Source organism: Mesorhizobium carmichaelinearum, from assembly GCF_900199455.1.
GTDB classification, from domain to species: domain Bacteria; phylum Pseudomonadota; class Alphaproteobacteria; order Rhizobiales; family Rhizobiaceae; genus Mesorhizobium; species Mesorhizobium carmichaelinearum.
In genome coordinates, this window is sequence record NZ_FZQR01000002.1 from 676,870 (window position 1) to 691,897 (window position 15,028).

Genomic DNA, 15,028 nt, shown 5'->3' on the forward strand with positions numbered 1-15,028 from the left:
GGCCCTGCCCCATCATGCCGTTGGTGGCTCGACCAACGACACTCCGTTGAGCCCCGCGACGATGTCCGACAGCGCCGGCACGAACTTTTCGCCGTGGCCTGTCGTGACCGCCGTCGCAAAGCCGTTGCGCACCACGGCACCCACCGGGTTGGCAACACCGGCGGCCTGCGCGAATGACGCAAGATAGGTCATGTCCTTCAGCGCGTTGGCGATGGCGAAGCGCTGGGCGTTTTCGTTGCGGTTGAGGACGAAATCGAAGAAGGCCTGGTAGAAGCCGCAATCCATGCGGCTGCCTGAGATGACGCTGTTGAAGACCTGCGGCGTCAGGCCGGCCTTGGCGCCAAGCGTCAGCGCTTCCGAATAGATCGCCGAATAGCCCATCGAGACGAAATTGTTGAGCAGCTTCATGGTGTGGCCGCTTCCGGTCGGGCCGGTGTGGACAACGCGCGCGGCGAAAGCTTCGAGCACCGGGCGCGCGCGGGCGATCGCCTCGGCCGGGCCGCCGACCATGACGTCGAGCTTGCCCTCGGCGGCCTCCTTGGGCGTGCGCGCCAGCGGCGCGTCGATCAGGGTGACGCCAAGTGCTGTGAGCTCGGCGGCAAGGGCTGTCGTCGACGACGGGTTGGAGGTCGAGCAGTCGATGATGAGCAACGGCCTGGCTGCCATGGCAAGCCCATCCGGGCCCTTGACCAGCGCTTCGACCTCGCGCGAGCCGGTGACGCAGAGGATGACGATGTCGCAGGCGGCGGCGAGTTCGCGCGGGCTTGCCGCCTCGGTGGCGCCGGCGGCGATCAGCCGGTCGGCGGCGGTGCGGCTGCGATGCACATAGACCGTCAGCGGCCAGCCCTTGCGCAGCAGATTGTCGGCCATGCCGGCGCCCATCGCGCCCAGGCCGATGAAGCCAATGCGTTCTTTCATGCAAACCTCCTATGTCCCGCGCCGGCGGGCTCAACTTTCGTCACCTTGCGGCGGGCACCTGTCGATGCAATCCTTGCGGGAGAATCGGCCTTTGCCGGAGAATCGAACCGAGGCTGTATCCCCGATGGCGGAGCCCATGCTTTTCGATGCCATACCGCAGGCACCCAATCTGCGGACCGGGCTCGTCAACACGCTGATCGCGCAGATCGAATCCGGCGACCTGGCGCCCGGCCAGCGGCTGCCGACCGAGCAGGAGATCGTCGCCGCCACCGGTGTCAGCCGCACCGTGGTGCGCGAGGCGCTGGCCGCTTTGCGGGCGCGGGGGCTGATCACCACGCGGCAGGGCCTCGGCGCCTTCGTCGCCAAGGATCCGCTGCCCAGGACCTTTTCCATCCTGCCGGATGATCTGGAATCGATCGACGAGGTGTTGCGCGTGCTGGAATTGCGCATGGGCATCGAGGTCGAGGCGACGGGGCTTGCCGCCGAGCGGCGAAGCGAAGCGGCACTGGCGCAGATGAGCGCGCGGCTCGACGCGCTGGAGGCAGCGGTGCGTGCCGGAGGCTCCGGCTCGGAAGAGGACTTTGGTTTCCACCGCGCCATCCTCGCGGCGACGCAGAACCCGAATTTCACCCGGTTGTTCGACACGTTCGGCAGCGCCATGATCCCGCGCCAATGGACGCGGCTCGACCGGATGACCGAAGCCGAGCGGGAAAAATATCTCGAGCGCATGCAGCGCGAGCATCGCGCCATCCTCGCCGCAATCGAAGCCAGGGACGTCAACGCGGCGCGGCGCGCCATGCGCAGCCATCTGGCCAAGAGCTACGCCCGCTTCGAGGATCTGCGCGACAAGGCTGGCCACGACTGAGCGATTGCTGATCCCGCTCATCCGGCGACCCCACCGAGATAGAGTTCGCGCATCAGCGACATGTCGCGCAATTCAGCGATCGGCCCGGAGACGACGATGCGGCCGTTCTGCATGAGATAGCCGCGCGAGGCGACGGCGAGCGCGAGGCCGGCATTCTGCTCGACCAGCAGCACGGAAGCGCCGAAACGCGCACCGATATCCAGAATGATCGCCTTGATCTCCTTGACCAGCAGGGGCGACAGGCCAAGCGACGGCTCATCCAGCAGCAGCACGCGCGGCCGTGTCATCAGCCCGCGGGCGATCGCCAGCATCTGCTGCTGGCCGCCGCTCAGCGAGCCGCCCCTGTCGCGCCGCTTGGTGGCGAGGATCGGAAAGAAGGCCAGCATGGTTTGAAAGTCGACTTCCACGGCGGCCTCGTCGCGGCGGGCATAGGCGCCAAGCCGCAAATTCTCCTCGACGCTCATGTCGACGAAGATTTTTCTGCCCTCCGGCACCAGCACGACGCCGCGCCGGGCCATGACATCGGCGGCCAGCCCGGTCACCTCGGCCCCATCGAAGGCGATGCTGCCCGCGCGGGGTTTGATCAGCCCGGCAATCGCCTTGAGCAGCGTCGACTTGCCGGCACCGTTGGGGCCGAGGATGGTGACGATCTCGCCTTCGGCCAATGTCAGCGAGACGCCGCGGTTGACGATGGTCGGCCCATAGCCGGTGACGACTTCGGAGACGGCGAGCAGGCTCACAGATCGCCTCCGAGATAAACGTCCAGCACCTTGGGATCGGCAAGCACCGCCTCGGTCGGGCCGTCGGCGATCTTCGAGCCGAAATCGAGCACGGCAAGCCGCCGGCACAGCATCTGCATCAGCTTCATGTCGTGGTCGATGACGCAGACGGTGATGCCGTGCCCAGGAAGCTGGCGGACAAGCCCGACCAGGGCCGTGGTTTCGCGGTCGTTGAGGCCGGCTGCAGGCTCGTCGAGCAGCAGCAGCGATGGCCGCGTGGCGAGCGCCAGCGCGAGGCCGAGCAGGCGCAGGCTGCCGAACGGCAGCACGCCGGCTTTTTCGCCGCCGAGCGCGCTCAAGCCGACGAAGTCGAGCAGTGCCTGCGGCGTCGGCCACGGATTGGCGGTGCCCCCTGCCCGCGCGTGCTCGCCGGCGATCTGGACATTCTCCAGCACGCCAAGCCCGGCAAAGGCCATGGCCTGCTGGAAGGTGTACCCGATGCCGGCCCGCGATATGGCGTGCGGCGCCAGGCCGGTGATGTCGCGTCCGCGAAACAGCACCGTGCCGCCGCTCGGCTTGTGGACGCCGGTGACGACGTTGAACAGCGTCGTCTTGCCGGAGCCATTCGGGCCGACGACACCGAGGATTTCACCCTCCTCGATGGCGAGGTCGACGCCGGCCAGAGCCGTCACGCCGCCGAATTGTTTGCTGAGGCCGCTGATCGCCAAGATCGGGCTCATCGCCGCGCCTCCGACGGGGCGGCATCGCGCTCCGCCTCCTGTTTCGCCTTGCCGGCGAAAAGGCCGCGCAGCGCCCGCACGATGCCGCCAATCAACCCATCCGGCAGAAGCATGATCACCGCGATCAGGCATATGCCGTAGACGATGCGCGACTGGACCGGGTCGAGGTTGAGCACTTCGGGCAGGAAGGCGACGAGGATACCGCCGGCGAGCGGCCCCTCGATCAGCCTGGCGCCGCCAATCATGACCATGAGCGCCAGGTAAATGCTGGGGAAAGAAGAAAATTGCGAGGGCGAGATGTGGCCGAGAAAATAGGCCAGCAGCACGCCGGAGACGCCGGCAAAGACGCCGCTGACGACGAAGGCGCCGATCTTGTGGCGGCCGACATTGATGCCGAGCGAGGCGGCCAGCTTTTCGTTTTCGCGGATGGCGCGCAATGTGCGGCCATAGGAGGAGTGGATGATCGCCCAACTGGCCACCGCCGCTACAGTCACGAAGGCAACGACCATCAGATAGTAGCGCGTCAGCTCGGTCACATCGGCGCCGAACAGGGTGACCGGCCCGGCGATGTCGAGCCCGGTGGCGGCACCGGTATAGTCGCCGCCATTGGTGAGCACGATGGCCAGTAGCTGGCCGAAGGCGAAGGTCATGATGACGAAATGATGGCCGCCGACGCGCAGTGATGGGACGCCGACGATCATCGCAAAAATTGCGCTCGCAACGGCGGCCACCGGCAGCGCCACCCAAAAGCCGACGCCAAAGTCCCGCGCCAGGATCGCTGCGGCATAGGCGCTGACGCCGACAAGGGCCGCATGGCCCATCGACAATATGCCGGTCTGGCCGAACAGCACCGACAGGCCGTAGAGCGCAATGACGTTGATGCCGGCCGAGATCGCCAGCGACAGGAAGCGGTTGCTCGGCGAAAACAGCGGCACCAGCGCGATCAATGCGAGGATGACCAGCACCGGCAGCAGCGACCGCAACGGCTTGAGGGCGGAACCGGCATTCATGACGCCATCCGGGGTCCGCTGGTGCCGCCGAACAGGCCGTGCGGGCGCACGATCAGCACCAGGATCATCAGGACGAAGGAATAGGCGTCGGTCCATTGCGAGAAGCCGTAGCCGGCGCTGAAGCCCTCGACGATGCCAAGGATGAGGCCGGCGGCGACGGCGCCGTAGATGTTGCCGAGGCCGCCGATCAGAGCGACCGCAAAGCCCTTCATCACCATGGTGCCACCGGTGAAGGGCGTGATCGGAAACAGCGCGATCAGCAGGGCGCCGCCGAGCCCGGCCAGCGCGCTGCCGAGCACGAAGACGCCGGTGATGTAGCGGCGCACCGGAATGCCCATCAAGGCGGCCGTGTCGCGGTCCTCGACACTGGCCCGCAGCGCGCGGCCGTAGCGGCTGGCGGTGATCATACGGAAGCTCAGCGCCACCACGGCTATGGTGATCAGAATGACCATGACGCGCACGGACGCGATGCGCACGCCGGCGATCTCCCAGACCGTGGTCAACGGACGGGGAATGCTCTTCTGGTTGGGGTTCCAGAACAGCACGACGACATGCTGCAAAACGACGATGAGGCCGAGCGAAACGATGAAGCCATTGGTCGGCCGCTCCAGCGTGAAGCGGAACAGGCCGCGTTCCAGCACATAGCCCATCAGCCCGACCGCCAGGATCGAAAGCATCACGGCAATGGGAAAGCCGAGGCCGGCGCTGACGGCAAGCCAGGTGACGATGCCGCCGATCATCAGGAACTCACCATGGGCGAAATTGATGATGCCGGTCAGGCCGAAGATCAGGGTCACGCCGATGGCAATGAGCGTGATGACGCTGGCGATGGAAAGGCCGTTGAGGATTTGCTGGATGAAAATATCCACGGCGATCGAGACCTGCCTGTTTCAAGAAGGATGTTTTGGCGGCGAGTGGCGCCGCCAAAACAAGGATTGCTTCAGCAAATCAGCTCTTCGGCGCTTCGGCCGGCGGCTGCTGCATGGCGCAGGAGATGGCGCCGCCGGGTGCCGCGGCGCAGACTTCCGTTGCGTGGGTAACCTGATGCGTCGGATTGAACGTCAGATCATCCGAGACCACGCCCTGGTGGTGGAGGCTGAGCAGCGCCTCGACCGTCTTGTCCGGATCGAAGCTGTCGGCCTTCTGCCAGGCTTCGACAAGGAAGTGGACATAGTCATGGTAGAGCAGCGACACCGACGAGGTCACGCCATGCGGCGCGCCGGCGGCGAAATAGGCCTCGAAATAGGCCTTGGCCTTCGGGTTGGAGGACTCGCCCCAGCACACCGGCACGCAGCTCATCGCCACCGGTACATCGGCCGAAAGCTGCTTTTCCTTCCAGATGCCAGGGTCGACGCCGAACAGGAAATAGCTTTTTGCGGCCCCGAGTTCGAGCGCCTGCGGCAGCGCCGTCAGCGTTGAATCGCCATTGTACCAGAAGTGGATGATATCCGGATTGAGGCTCTTGGCCCGCGTCAGGAAGGGCGAGAAGTCGGTCGTGTCCGGCGGATAGAAGATGATGTCGGGGACATCCTGGCCTTCCGCCTTCAGTGCCTTGTAGTAGTAGGACGACAGGAACTGGCCGGTAGCATCGTTGCCGACGATCATCACCGATTTCCTCGGCTTGAAGCCAAGCAGCGGCTCGAGCAGGGACAGGACACCACGCGCCGTCGAGCCGGAGCGCTGGAATTCCTGCGGTTCGGACTGGAAGAGATAGTGGTCCTCGCCGCCCGGCTTGACGGAATCCGGGTTGAGGATTTTCGCCAGCGTCGAATTGCCGGCGAAATGGATGATCTTGGCCGGCTGGGTGATCTTGGCCATGGCGAGCGTGAAGTCATGCGTTTCCGAGCCGAAGATCGCCTGCACCTTGACGTCGCGCACCAGTTCCTGGGTGGCGGCGATCGCGGTGGCGATATCGGTGCGGTCGTCGCGCTTGACCATTTCGAGCTTGTAGGTCTTGCCGCCGACCTTGAAGCCGCCGGCATCGTTGATCTGCTTGACGGCCAGGCCGACGCCGGCCGGCAAGGTATGGCCGGCGGAAACGAACGAGCCCGATTCCGCCGCGACGACGCCGATCTTGACGATATTGTCCTCAGCCCACGCCGGATGAGCGAGCGCGCCAAGGCACAAGGCCGCCGAGGCGGCCAGTTTAAGCACGGTTTTCAATTTGAGATCCTCCCGACTCCAAATCATTGCAGTCTTACCTGGTTGTCATACAACCCTGTAATCTGGTAAATCTTACGAACGGGGATGTCAATCGCATTGCCATGCGATAAGAGGCTTCCCGAAAATCAGAATCGCAGAGCCGGAATTGCCGGCAAGCCGCAGTCAGGAACAACAAGATGCAATCACGGAAATTCGGCCGCACCGGCAGATCAGTCAGCGAAATCGGTTTTGGCGCCTGGGCGATCGGCGCCGCCTGGGGTGAGGTCAATGACGACGACGCGGTCGCCGCCCTGCATGCCGCACTCGACGCCGGCGTCACCTTCCTCGACACGGCCGACGTCTATGGCGACGGCCGCTCGGAGAAGCTGATCGCCAGGGTGATGAAGGAGCGCGGCGGCGAGCGGCCGTTCATCGCCACCAAGGCCGGACGGCGGCTGCCGGTGCAGACCGTCGAAGGCTACAGCCTGGAAAACCTGACCGGCTGGATCGACCGCAGCCTGAAGTACCTCGAGGCCGACACGCTCGACCTGGTGCAACTGCACTGCCCGCCGACCGACCTCTACTACCACCCGGAGGTGTTCGAGCGGCTCGACCGTCTCGTCGAGCAAGGCAAGATCCGCCATTACGGGGTCAGCGTCGAGCGCGTCGATGAGGCGCTGAAGGCGATGCAATATCCCGGCGTCGTCAGCGTGCAGATCATCTTCAACGCCTTCCGCCAGCGTCCGGCCGAACTGTTCTTCGACCAGGCGAAAAAGAACGATGTGGCGATCATCGCCCGCGTGCCGCTGGCCAGCGGCTTGCTGTCCGGCAAGTTCAAGGCCGACACCAAGTTCGAGACCACGGACCATCGCCTGTTCAACCGCAACGGCGAAGCCTTCGATGTTGGCGAAACCTTCTCGGGCGTGCCCTATGAGGTTGGGCTGGCAGCGGTCGAGAAGATCCGGCCGCTGGTTTCGGGCGACACGACGATGGCGAAATTCGCGCTGCGCTGGATCCTGATGTTCGACGCGGTGAGCGTGGTCATCCCCGGCGCCCGCAACCCGGCGCAGGCGGTTTCCAATGCCGAAGCGGCAGCGCTTGCGCCGCTGTCGGATGCGCTGATGGCCAAGGTAAAAGCGATCTACGACCAGGACATCAGGCCCTACGTGCATCAGCGCTGGTGATTGGTTTCGGCAGGCTACAGGCTAGCTTCGAAATCGAACCGGCAATGGTCATGCCGGCCATCGCAGGCGCAATAGGCCTCCTCGCATGCGATTGCCATCGGGTCCGCAATGCCGAGCAGGAATGAGAAGGCGCCGGTGACGAAGCCTTCGAACATGTAGCAGACGCGCTGGCCGGGTTGCTGCCCGGCCTCCAGCGCGAAGACCGAATTGCGCAGGCTGATGCTGCCGCGACGGCCGGCGAGCTCATCGATCGAGAACTGGCCCCAGCCGCGCTGCGACAGGCGCTGGAAATAGTGGCGGAAGGTGGCCTCGGGATCGAGACCTTTGACCCGCACCTGCGCCTCGCACCATTCGACGGCGGACTTCGCCGTCGAGCCCCTCAGGATGGCGCGGTAGACTTCACGGCCGAGGGCTGCCTCGACCGCGAGGTGATTGTTCACCAGGAAATGCCTGGGCAGATAGACCATCGGCAGCCCGTCGGTCCGCCAGATGCCGCTGGTGTCATCGACGTCGATCGGAACCGCGGGCTGCATGATACCTAGGCCGCCTGCCGCTGCGATGCGACCGAGGCCGACTGGTCCTTGTAGAGCTCGCCATCCTTCATGATGACGATGAGGTTCTTCTCATGCACCATCATGTCGAGGTCCTTCAGCGGGTCGCCATTGACCAGCAGAAGGTCGGCGATAAAGCCTTCCTTGACCATGCCGAGTTCGTCGCCGAGGCCCATCACCTGGCCGCCAAGCCGCGTGCCGCATTGCAGGGCTTCGCTGGGCGAATATCCCAAGAGGTCGACGAAGTGCTTGAGGTCGCGCGCGTTGGTGCCTTGCGGCGTCTGCGCGAAACCGTAGTCGCCGCCGATCAGTGCGCGCACGCCGCGCTTGCGCAATTCGGTGTAGACCTTGCGGCTGTCGTCGAGGATGCGCTGCATGCCGAACTTCACCGCCATCTCATGGGTGAAGCCGAAGGGCTCGCCCTCGTAGAGCGTGCCGTAGATGATGCCGATCGCCGGGCCGACGAAGATGCGGTCCTTGGCCGATTCCAGCGCGTCGAGCGCCTCCTCGTCGGCGGATTCGCAGTGGTAGATGACGTCGACGCCGCACTTCACCGCGCGCTTCACCGAACCGGCGGCACGGGCGTGGCAGTTGATCTTCTTGCCGAAGTCGCGTGCCACCTGCACCGCCGTCAGCACTTCGGCCTCGCTCATCACGGTGAGGCCGCCATGCGCGGCGGGGCTGAGATCATCGCCGGAAATGTTGATCTTGATGTTGTCGGCGCCTTCGCGGCAGCACAGCCGCACCGCCTTGGTGATCTCCTCGACGCCATCGGCGATCATGCCGAAGCTCTCGTGGTACATATGCTGCTGGCGCTCGTCGCCGAGGCCGCCGGTCACCGTGATCTCCGGACTGCCGGCGCGCATGCGCGGCCCCGGCAGGCGGCCGGCATTGATCTCGTTGCGGATGACGATATCGAGCCGGAGCTTCGAGGTGGCGGCGCTGTAGGCGCTGGTGAAGCCATGGTCGAGCAAGGTTTTGGCGTTGCGCATGGTGAGCAGCAGATGCTCCTCGGGCGGGATCAGGCCGAGGTCGGAATCCTTGATCGCGCCGCCGAAGGAGATGTGGGCATGGCCTTCGACCAGGCCCGGCATCAGCGTCATGCCGCGGCATTCGACCGTCGTCGCGCCCTCGCCCGACAATTGGCCCGGCGTGCGCGCAATGGTGACGATGCGGCCATTGTCGACCAGCAGATCGGCCGGATAGGCATCAGTGCCCGTGCCGTCCCAGATCATGGCATTTCGAAACATCACTCTTGTCATGACTTCGTCCTTTCGGAGTTGGCGAGTGTTATTGGTTGACGGCCTGGGCTGCGATGACGTCGTCGGCCACGACATTGGACAGGATGCCGACGCCTTCCAGCTCGACTTCGCAGACATCGCCATGCTTCATGAACAGCTGCGGCTTGCGCGCCACGCCGACGCCGGACGGCGTGCCGGTGACGAGGATGTCGCCCGGCTCCAGCGTGATGGCTTCGCTGATGATCGAGATCAGCGAGACGACATCGAAGATCATGTCGTCGGTCGAGGCGTTCTGGACGATCTCGCCGTTGAGCCGCGTCTGGATGCGCAGGCCCTTGCCGCCCGGCGGCAATTCGTCCGCCGTGACGAAGATCGGCCCGAAGGAGCCGGTGCCGTCGAAATTCTTGCCGACGGTCCACTGCGGCGCCTTGGTCTGGAAGTCGCGGATCGAGCCGTCGTTGAAGATGGAATAGCCTGCGACATGGCTGAGCGCCTGGCTAGGGGCAATGTGGCGGCCGGCCTTGCCGATCACCGCCACCATCTCGCCTTCATAGTCGAGCTGGATCGAGGCCTCCGGCCGGCGGATCGCGGCGCCATGGCCGATCAGGCTGGTCGAGAAGCGGGCGAACAAAGTCGGATAGGTCGGCGGCACGAAGCCGCTCTCGATTGAATGGTCGACATAGTTGAGGCCGACACAGATGATCTTGCCGGGCCTCGAGATCGGCGGCAGCCATTCGACGGATTTGGCATCGATCTTGCGCCCGCAGGCCAGCTTCTCGCCGGCGGCTTGGAGCGCCGGTGTGCCTTCGGCGATCAGTTCGTCCAGCCATCCGGGAAACATCGCATCGCTGGCGTCGATGCCGCGGAACTCGCCTGCCGGCAAGGCAATCGCCAGCCCAGGTCCCCGCGACGATTTATAGGCTGCAAATCGCACTGGCCACATCCTTGCTCGTGAAGACTGGACTTTGTTGAGAAATTATATATCTGTCAACAGAGAATATATTATTTTGCATTCTGATTTTCCGCTGGGATAATGTATCAAGGCCCCTCGAAGGACGGATTCGCCCGCAGGCAAACGAATGGCTAGGGAAGGCTCGATCAATCTCACCCAGGGCGCGTATGAGGATCTGCGCGCCGACCTGCTGTCGTGCCGGATCGCGCCCGGCAGCCGGCTCAAGGTCCAGGAACTGTGCGACAGGCTGTCCGTCAGCCTCGGCGCCATCCGCGAGGCCTTGTCGCGGCTGACATCCGAGGGACTTGTCGTGGCCGAACCGCAGCGCGGCTTTCGCGCCGCCCCGATCTCGGCCGAGGACCTGCTCGACCTCACCAAGACACGCATCCAGATCGAAACACTCTGCATCCGCCGCGCCATCGAGGTCGGCGACGTCGCCTGGGAATCGCTGCTGGTCGCAGCACTCCACCGGCTGTCGCGCACGCCCGAGCACACGCCCGACGATCCGGTGCATTCGAGCGACGAATGGGCGACCGCGCATGCGGCCTTCCACAAGGCGCTGGTCGCCGGCTGTGATAGCCGCTGGCTGCTGCGCCTGCGCGACCAGCTTTACGACCAGAGCGAACGCTACCGCCGCCGCTCGGTCTCGCTGGCGCCACGGGCGCGCAACATCAGCAAGGAACATCAGGACCTCGCCAATGCTGTGCTCGACCGCAATGCGGAGAAGGCCTGCGAATTGCTGGCGGCGCATCTGGCTGTCACCACCGACATCCTGCTGGCCGCCGAAGCCGACGACCTGCCGGCGCGCAAGACGATCGAGCGGGCGTAGCGTTTCATCCAGCTTCCTCCGGCAGAAAACAAAACGCCGCTCCTGTGAGGGAGCGGCGTTCTGCGTTGCAGTCTTATTGGCGCAGGTTCGTCCAGATCCGGTCATAGGCGCGGATCGCCTTCTCGTCGCAGGACGGCGCGAAGGTGATCTTGAGATCGGCCGGCGGATTGAATTCCGGCGAGCCGCCAACGTCCGGCGCGAGCAGCTTGTTCGATCCGGCGATCCCGCTCTGGTAGCCGGTGTATTTCTGCTGCAGCGCGATGTTTTCCGGGTCCATCAGGAAGTTCAGGAACTTCTTGGCGTTCTCGACATTGGGCGCGCTGGTCGGTACGGCGACATTGTCCATCCAGCCAACAACGCCTTCCCTAGGATAGACGTATTTGACCGTCGACTTCTGCTGGCGTGTCGCCAGCGCCTTGCCCGACCACTGCTCGTGCATGACCGTTTCGCCGGCGACCTGGCGCTCGACGATGCCGTCGGAATTGTAGACTTTCACGAAGGGCTTTTGCGCTTCGAGCAAGGCGTCGAGTTCCTTGAGGTCGGCCGGATTGCTGTTGCACTGGTCCTTGCCGAGATAGACGAGTGCCAGCGATATCACCTCGGTCGGCGAGCCGAACATGCCGACCTTGCCTTTCAATTCCGCCGGCGGATCGAACAGCGGCTTCAGGCTGTCGGTCGGGCCTTTGTAAACCGCGGTATCGACGGAATAGGAGGTGGTGCCCCACACCCATGGCACGGTGTATTTCGCATCCGGATCCCAGGGCCGGTGCTGCCATTTCGGATCGACATTCTTGAAGTTCGGCATCGCCGCCGCGTCGACTTCCTGGAACAGCTTCTGCTTGACGAAGATCGGCACGAAGTCGTTGCTGATGATCATGACGTCGTAGCCGGCGGCTCCGGAACTCAGCTTGGCGAGCGCGGTCTCGTTGGAATCATAGGTGTCGATGGTGACCTTGATCCCGGTCTCGGCCTCGAACTTCTTGATCATCTCGTCCGACGTGTAGTCGGTCCAGTTGTAGATGTGCAGCTCGCCGGCGTCCGCCAGCGCGCTGGTGGTGATTGCGCCGAACATCGCGGCGGCAAGAGCTATCCTCGAAAGTCCTTCTTTCCATTTGGTCACGGTCGTTCTCCTCTGGTCTGGTCTTATTTTTCTAGGCAAGCTTGTTGCGCCGTCCGATCAGCAGGGCCGCGGCGACGAAGACGATGGAAACGGCAAGCAGGATGGTGGAGATGGCGTTGACCTCCGGCGTCACGCCGAGCCGCATCATGCCGTAGATGTAGACGGGCAGCGTGGTCGAGCCGGCGCTCGACACCATCATCGAGATCAGGAAATCGTCGAGCGAAACGACGAAGGCCATGATGGCGCCGGCCGAGATCGCAGGCAGCAGCAGGGGCAGCGTAACGCGTCGGAACAGCCGCCACTCGTCGGCATAGAGATCGCGCCCCGCTTCCTCCAATGTCCCGCCCATGTCGCGCAGCCGCGCCTGGATCGGCAGCAGCGCGAACGGGATGCAGAAGACGGTGTGGGCGATCATCAGGTTGATCAGCCCGTGATGCATGCCGAGCCCGGAGAAGAAGATCAGCGTGGTGATCGCCACGACGATCTCGGGCACCACCAGCGGCATCGCGATCAGCGCTGTCGCCGCCCCCCGCCCGAAACGCAGCCGGCCGCGTTCCAGCGCCAGCGCGCCGGCCGTGGCGATCGCGGTCGAAGCAATGGTGGCGACGATGGCAATGATGACGCTGTTGAAGGCGGCGTCGCGGATCGCGCCATTGTTGGCGACCGCGACGAACCATTTGAAGCTGAAGCCGGACCAGACGGTGACCAGCCGGCTCGAGTTGAAGGCATAGATCACCAGGATCAGCAGCGGCGCGTAGAAGAACACGAAGATCAGCGCGGTGTAGGCCGACAGGCCGGGCGTGTGCCGCCAGTCGAAAGGCTTGGCGCCGTTCATCGCCGCTCCTCCTGCACCCGGCGCGAGCGGATAACGAAGACGGTCAGCACGACGACCGTGACGACCGTCGAGAGCGCGGCGCCAAACGGCCAGTTGCGCGATGAGGTGAACTGCATCTGGATCAGGCTGCCGATGAGCAGCTTCTTGCCGCCGCCGAGCAGGTCGGGCGCCAGGAAAGAACCCAGCGCCGGCGCGAAGACCAGTGTGGCGCCGGCCAGCGCGCCGGGCCGTGCCAAGGGCCAGACGATGCGGCGGAAGACGGCGGCGCGGCTGGCGTAGAGATCGTGCGCCGCCTCGATCAGCCGGGGGTCGATGCGCTCCAGCGTCGAATAGATCGGCAGCACCATGAAGGGCAGGAAGGTGTAGACGAGGCCGAGCAGGATCGAGCCGTCATTGTAGAGCAGCGGCAGCGGATCGGTGATGATGCCGGCATGGCGCAACGCGCCATTCGCCAACCCCTCGTCTCGCAGGATCAGGATCCAGCAATAGGTGCGGATCAGCGTGTTGATCCAGAACGGCAGCGTGACGGCGAACAGCAGGATGCGCCGCCGCTCCGGCGTCTGGCAGACGATGTACCAGGCCACGGGAAGGCCGAGCACGAGGCAGATGACGGTGGTGGCGATGGCCAGGTAAATCGAGCGCAGGATGATCAGCGCATAGCTCGGCGAAAACACCAGGCTGTCGTCGAAGTCGCGCTGGTAGAGGAACTGCAGATAGGCATCGAAGGTCGCCGGCGCGGTGACGCCGCCATAGGGGTTGGCGGTCATGAAGGAATAGGCGACCGCCAGGAACAGCGGCAGCACCATGAAGATGCCGATGACCAGCATGGCCGGCGCAATCAGCAGCCAGGTGCGGTTCGGACCCATCTCAGTTCGCCAGTTCGCGTTCGACAGAGTGCGCCCAGTCGACGACGACCCTGTCGCCTGTCGAAAGCGAAGCACCGCCGCGCGAGCGCGAATGCAGTTTTGCCCCCTCCTCCAGCACGACCTCATAGAGCGTGTCGGAGCCAAGGAAGGTGATGGCTGAGACCGCGCCCGTGGCGTGCCCCTTCGTGCCGTCCGCTACCGGCGACACGACGATGTGTTCGGGGCGCACGACGATCGTCTTTGCCGGATCCCGACCAAGGGCTGCACCAGGCAAAAGGTTGGACTCGCCGATGAAGTCGGCGACGAAACGATCCTGCGGATTGTCGTAGATGTCGCGCGGTGTGCCGACCTGCAGCACGTCGCCGCTGCGCATGACCGCAATGCGGTCGGACATGGCTAGCGCCTCTTCCTGGTCGTGGGTGACCAGCACGAAGGTGATGCCGGTTTCGCGCTGCAGCCGCTTCAGCTCGCTCTGCATGCCCTTGCGCAATTTGAGGTCGAGCGCCGACAGCGGCTCGTCGAGCAGGAGCACGCTGGGCTTCGGCGCCAGCGCGCGCGCCACCGCGACGCGCTGCTGCTGGCCACCCGACAATTGCGAAGGCCTGCGGGTGGCGAAGCCTTCGAGCCGGACCATCTCGAGCGCTTCGCGGACGCGCTCGTCGATCAGCGCTTTCGGCGCGTTCTGCATTTCCAACCCGAACGCGACATTCTCGGCAACGCTCATATGCGGGAACAGCGCGTAGCTCTGGAACACGGTGTTGACCGGCCGCTTCTGCGGCGGCAGCGCGGCGACATCATTGCCGGCGATGCGGATGGCGCCCGAACTCGGCGCCTCGAAGCCGGCGATCAGACGCAGCAGGGTTGTCTTGCCGCAGCCCGACGGGCCGAGCAGCGTGAAGAACTCATTGTCGTAGATTTCCAGGTTGACGTCCTTCAGCGCATGCACCGGATCGGCATCCCGGGTCACGAAGGATTTTGACACGCTGTGGATGTCGATCATGACCGGCACATTCCTGGACTGCATGGAGACGGCCTCGAAGGCCATCACGGCCGTCT

General features: G+C 64.5%; 16 protein-coding genes. 3 read left to right on the top strand and 13 right to left on the bottom strand.

Annotated elements, in window-relative coordinates; all coding sequences use genetic code 11:
• Window positions 1-12: 12 nt before the first annotated feature.
• Window positions 13-918, bottom strand: coding sequence for an NAD(P)-dependent oxidoreductase (locus CKW40_RS06480; RefSeq protein WP_095199058.1), 906 nt, complete (start codon window positions 916-918; stop codon window positions 13-15).
• 124 nt (window positions 919-1,042) lie between these two features.
• Between CKW40_RS06480 and CKW40_RS06485 the strand changes: the two genes are divergently transcribed.
• Window positions 1,043-1,783 carry a FadR/GntR family transcriptional regulator gene (locus CKW40_RS06485; RefSeq protein WP_095199059.1) on the top strand — a complete coding sequence of 247 codons (741 nt, stop codon included), beginning with the start codon at window positions 1,043-1,045 and terminating at the stop codon, window positions 1,781-1,783.
• A gap of 17 nt (window positions 1,784-1,800) precedes the next feature.
• Here the strand turns inward: CKW40_RS06485 and CKW40_RS06490 are convergent, their stop codons facing one another.
• From CKW40_RS06490 to CKW40_RS06510, 5 genes are all read right to left on the bottom strand, one after another.
• Window positions 1,801-2,523, bottom strand: coding sequence for an ABC transporter ATP-binding protein (locus CKW40_RS06490; protein WP_095199060.1), 723 nt, complete (start codon window positions 2,521-2,523; stop codon window positions 1,801-1,803).
• Window positions 2,520-3,242, bottom strand: a complete 723-nt coding sequence (locus tag CKW40_RS06495; RefSeq protein WP_095199061.1) for an ABC transporter ATP-binding protein — start codon at window positions 3,240-3,242, stop codon at window positions 2,520-2,522. Before CKW40_RS06495 ends, CKW40_RS06490 begins: the two co-directional genes overlap by 4 nt.
• Window positions 3,239-4,252, bottom strand: a complete 1,014-nt coding sequence (locus CKW40_RS06500) for a branched-chain amino acid ABC transporter permease (protein ID WP_095199062.1) — start codon at window positions 4,250-4,252, stop codon at window positions 3,239-3,241. The genes CKW40_RS06495 and CKW40_RS06500 overlap by 4 nt, the downstream gene beginning before the upstream one ends.
• A complete protein-coding gene (locus tag CKW40_RS06505; protein WP_095199063.1) occupies window positions 4,249-5,121 on the bottom strand; it encodes a branched-chain amino acid ABC transporter permease in 873 nt (290 codons plus the stop codon). The genes CKW40_RS06500 and CKW40_RS06505 overlap by 4 nt, the downstream gene beginning before the upstream one ends.
• A 79-nt stretch (window positions 5,122-5,200) precedes the next feature.
• Complete coding sequence (locus tag CKW40_RS06510; RefSeq protein ID WP_244571106.1) at window positions 5,201-6,406, bottom strand: ABC transporter substrate-binding protein; 1,206 nt, start codon at window positions 6,404-6,406, stop codon at window positions 5,201-5,203.
• Window positions 6,407-6,591: 185 nt separating this feature from the next.
• Here CKW40_RS06510 and CKW40_RS06515 point away from each other — a divergent pair, with 185 nt between their 5' ends.
• On the top strand, window positions 6,592-7,578 hold the full coding sequence (locus tag CKW40_RS06515; protein WP_095199065.1) for an aldo/keto reductase: 987 nt from the start codon (window positions 6,592-6,594) through the stop codon (window positions 7,576-7,578).
• Window positions 7,579-7,592: 14 nt separating this feature from the next.
• Here CKW40_RS06515 and CKW40_RS06520 read toward each other — a convergent pair whose 3' ends face one another.
• The 3 genes from CKW40_RS06520 to CKW40_RS06530 are packed head-to-tail and all read right to left on the bottom strand — an operon-like array spanning window position 7,593 to window position 10,304.
• Window positions 7,593-8,111 (bottom strand): DUF5943 domain-containing protein, encoded by a 519-nt coding sequence (locus tag CKW40_RS06520; RefSeq protein ID WP_095199066.1) that lies wholly within the window; start codon window positions 8,109-8,111, stop codon window positions 7,593-7,595.
• 5 nt (window positions 8,112-8,116) lie between these two features.
• The gene (locus CKW40_RS06525; RefSeq protein WP_095199067.1) at window positions 8,117-9,391 is read right to left on the bottom strand and encodes a metal-dependent hydrolase family protein; all 1,275 of its coding nucleotides are present in this window, start codon (window positions 9,389-9,391) and stop codon (window positions 8,117-8,119) included.
• Between the two features lie 28 nt (window positions 9,392-9,419).
• Entirely contained in the window at window positions 9,420-10,304 is an 885-nt protein-coding gene (locus CKW40_RS06530) for a fumarylacetoacetate hydrolase family protein (protein WP_095199189.1), read from the bottom strand.
• Window positions 10,305-10,449: 145 nt separating this feature from the next.
• On the opposite strand from CKW40_RS06530, the gene CKW40_RS06535 reads away from it, so the two are divergent.
• The gene (locus CKW40_RS06535) at window positions 10,450-11,151 is read left to right on the top strand and encodes a GntR family transcriptional regulator (RefSeq protein ID WP_095199068.1); all 702 of its coding nucleotides are present in this window, start codon (window positions 10,450-10,452) and stop codon (window positions 11,149-11,151) included.
• Window positions 11,152-11,224: 73 nt separating this feature from the next.
• Here CKW40_RS06535 and CKW40_RS06540 read toward each other — a convergent pair whose 3' ends face one another.
• From CKW40_RS06540 to CKW40_RS06555, 4 genes are read right to left on the bottom strand one after another with little or no spacing between them, the layout of a single operon-like run.
• Window positions 11,225-12,271 (bottom strand): extracellular solute-binding protein, encoded by a 1,047-nt coding sequence (locus CKW40_RS06540; protein ID WP_198421138.1) that lies wholly within the window; start codon window positions 12,269-12,271, stop codon window positions 11,225-11,227.
• A gap of 31 nt (window positions 12,272-12,302) precedes the next feature.
• A complete protein-coding gene (locus tag CKW40_RS06545; RefSeq protein WP_095199070.1) occupies window positions 12,303-13,106 on the bottom strand; it encodes an ABC transporter permease in 804 nt (267 codons plus the stop codon).
• Window positions 13,103-13,972, bottom strand: a complete 870-nt coding sequence (locus CKW40_RS06550) for an ABC transporter permease (RefSeq protein ID WP_095199071.1) — start codon at window positions 13,970-13,972, stop codon at window positions 13,103-13,105. The genes CKW40_RS06545 and CKW40_RS06550 overlap by 4 nt, the downstream gene beginning before the upstream one ends.
• A gap of 1 nt (window position 13,973) precedes the next feature.
• A complete protein-coding gene (locus CKW40_RS06555; protein ID WP_095199190.1) occupies window positions 13,974-14,972 on the bottom strand; it encodes an ABC transporter ATP-binding protein in 999 nt (332 codons plus the stop codon).
• Window positions 14,973-15,028 lie beyond the last annotated feature (56 nt).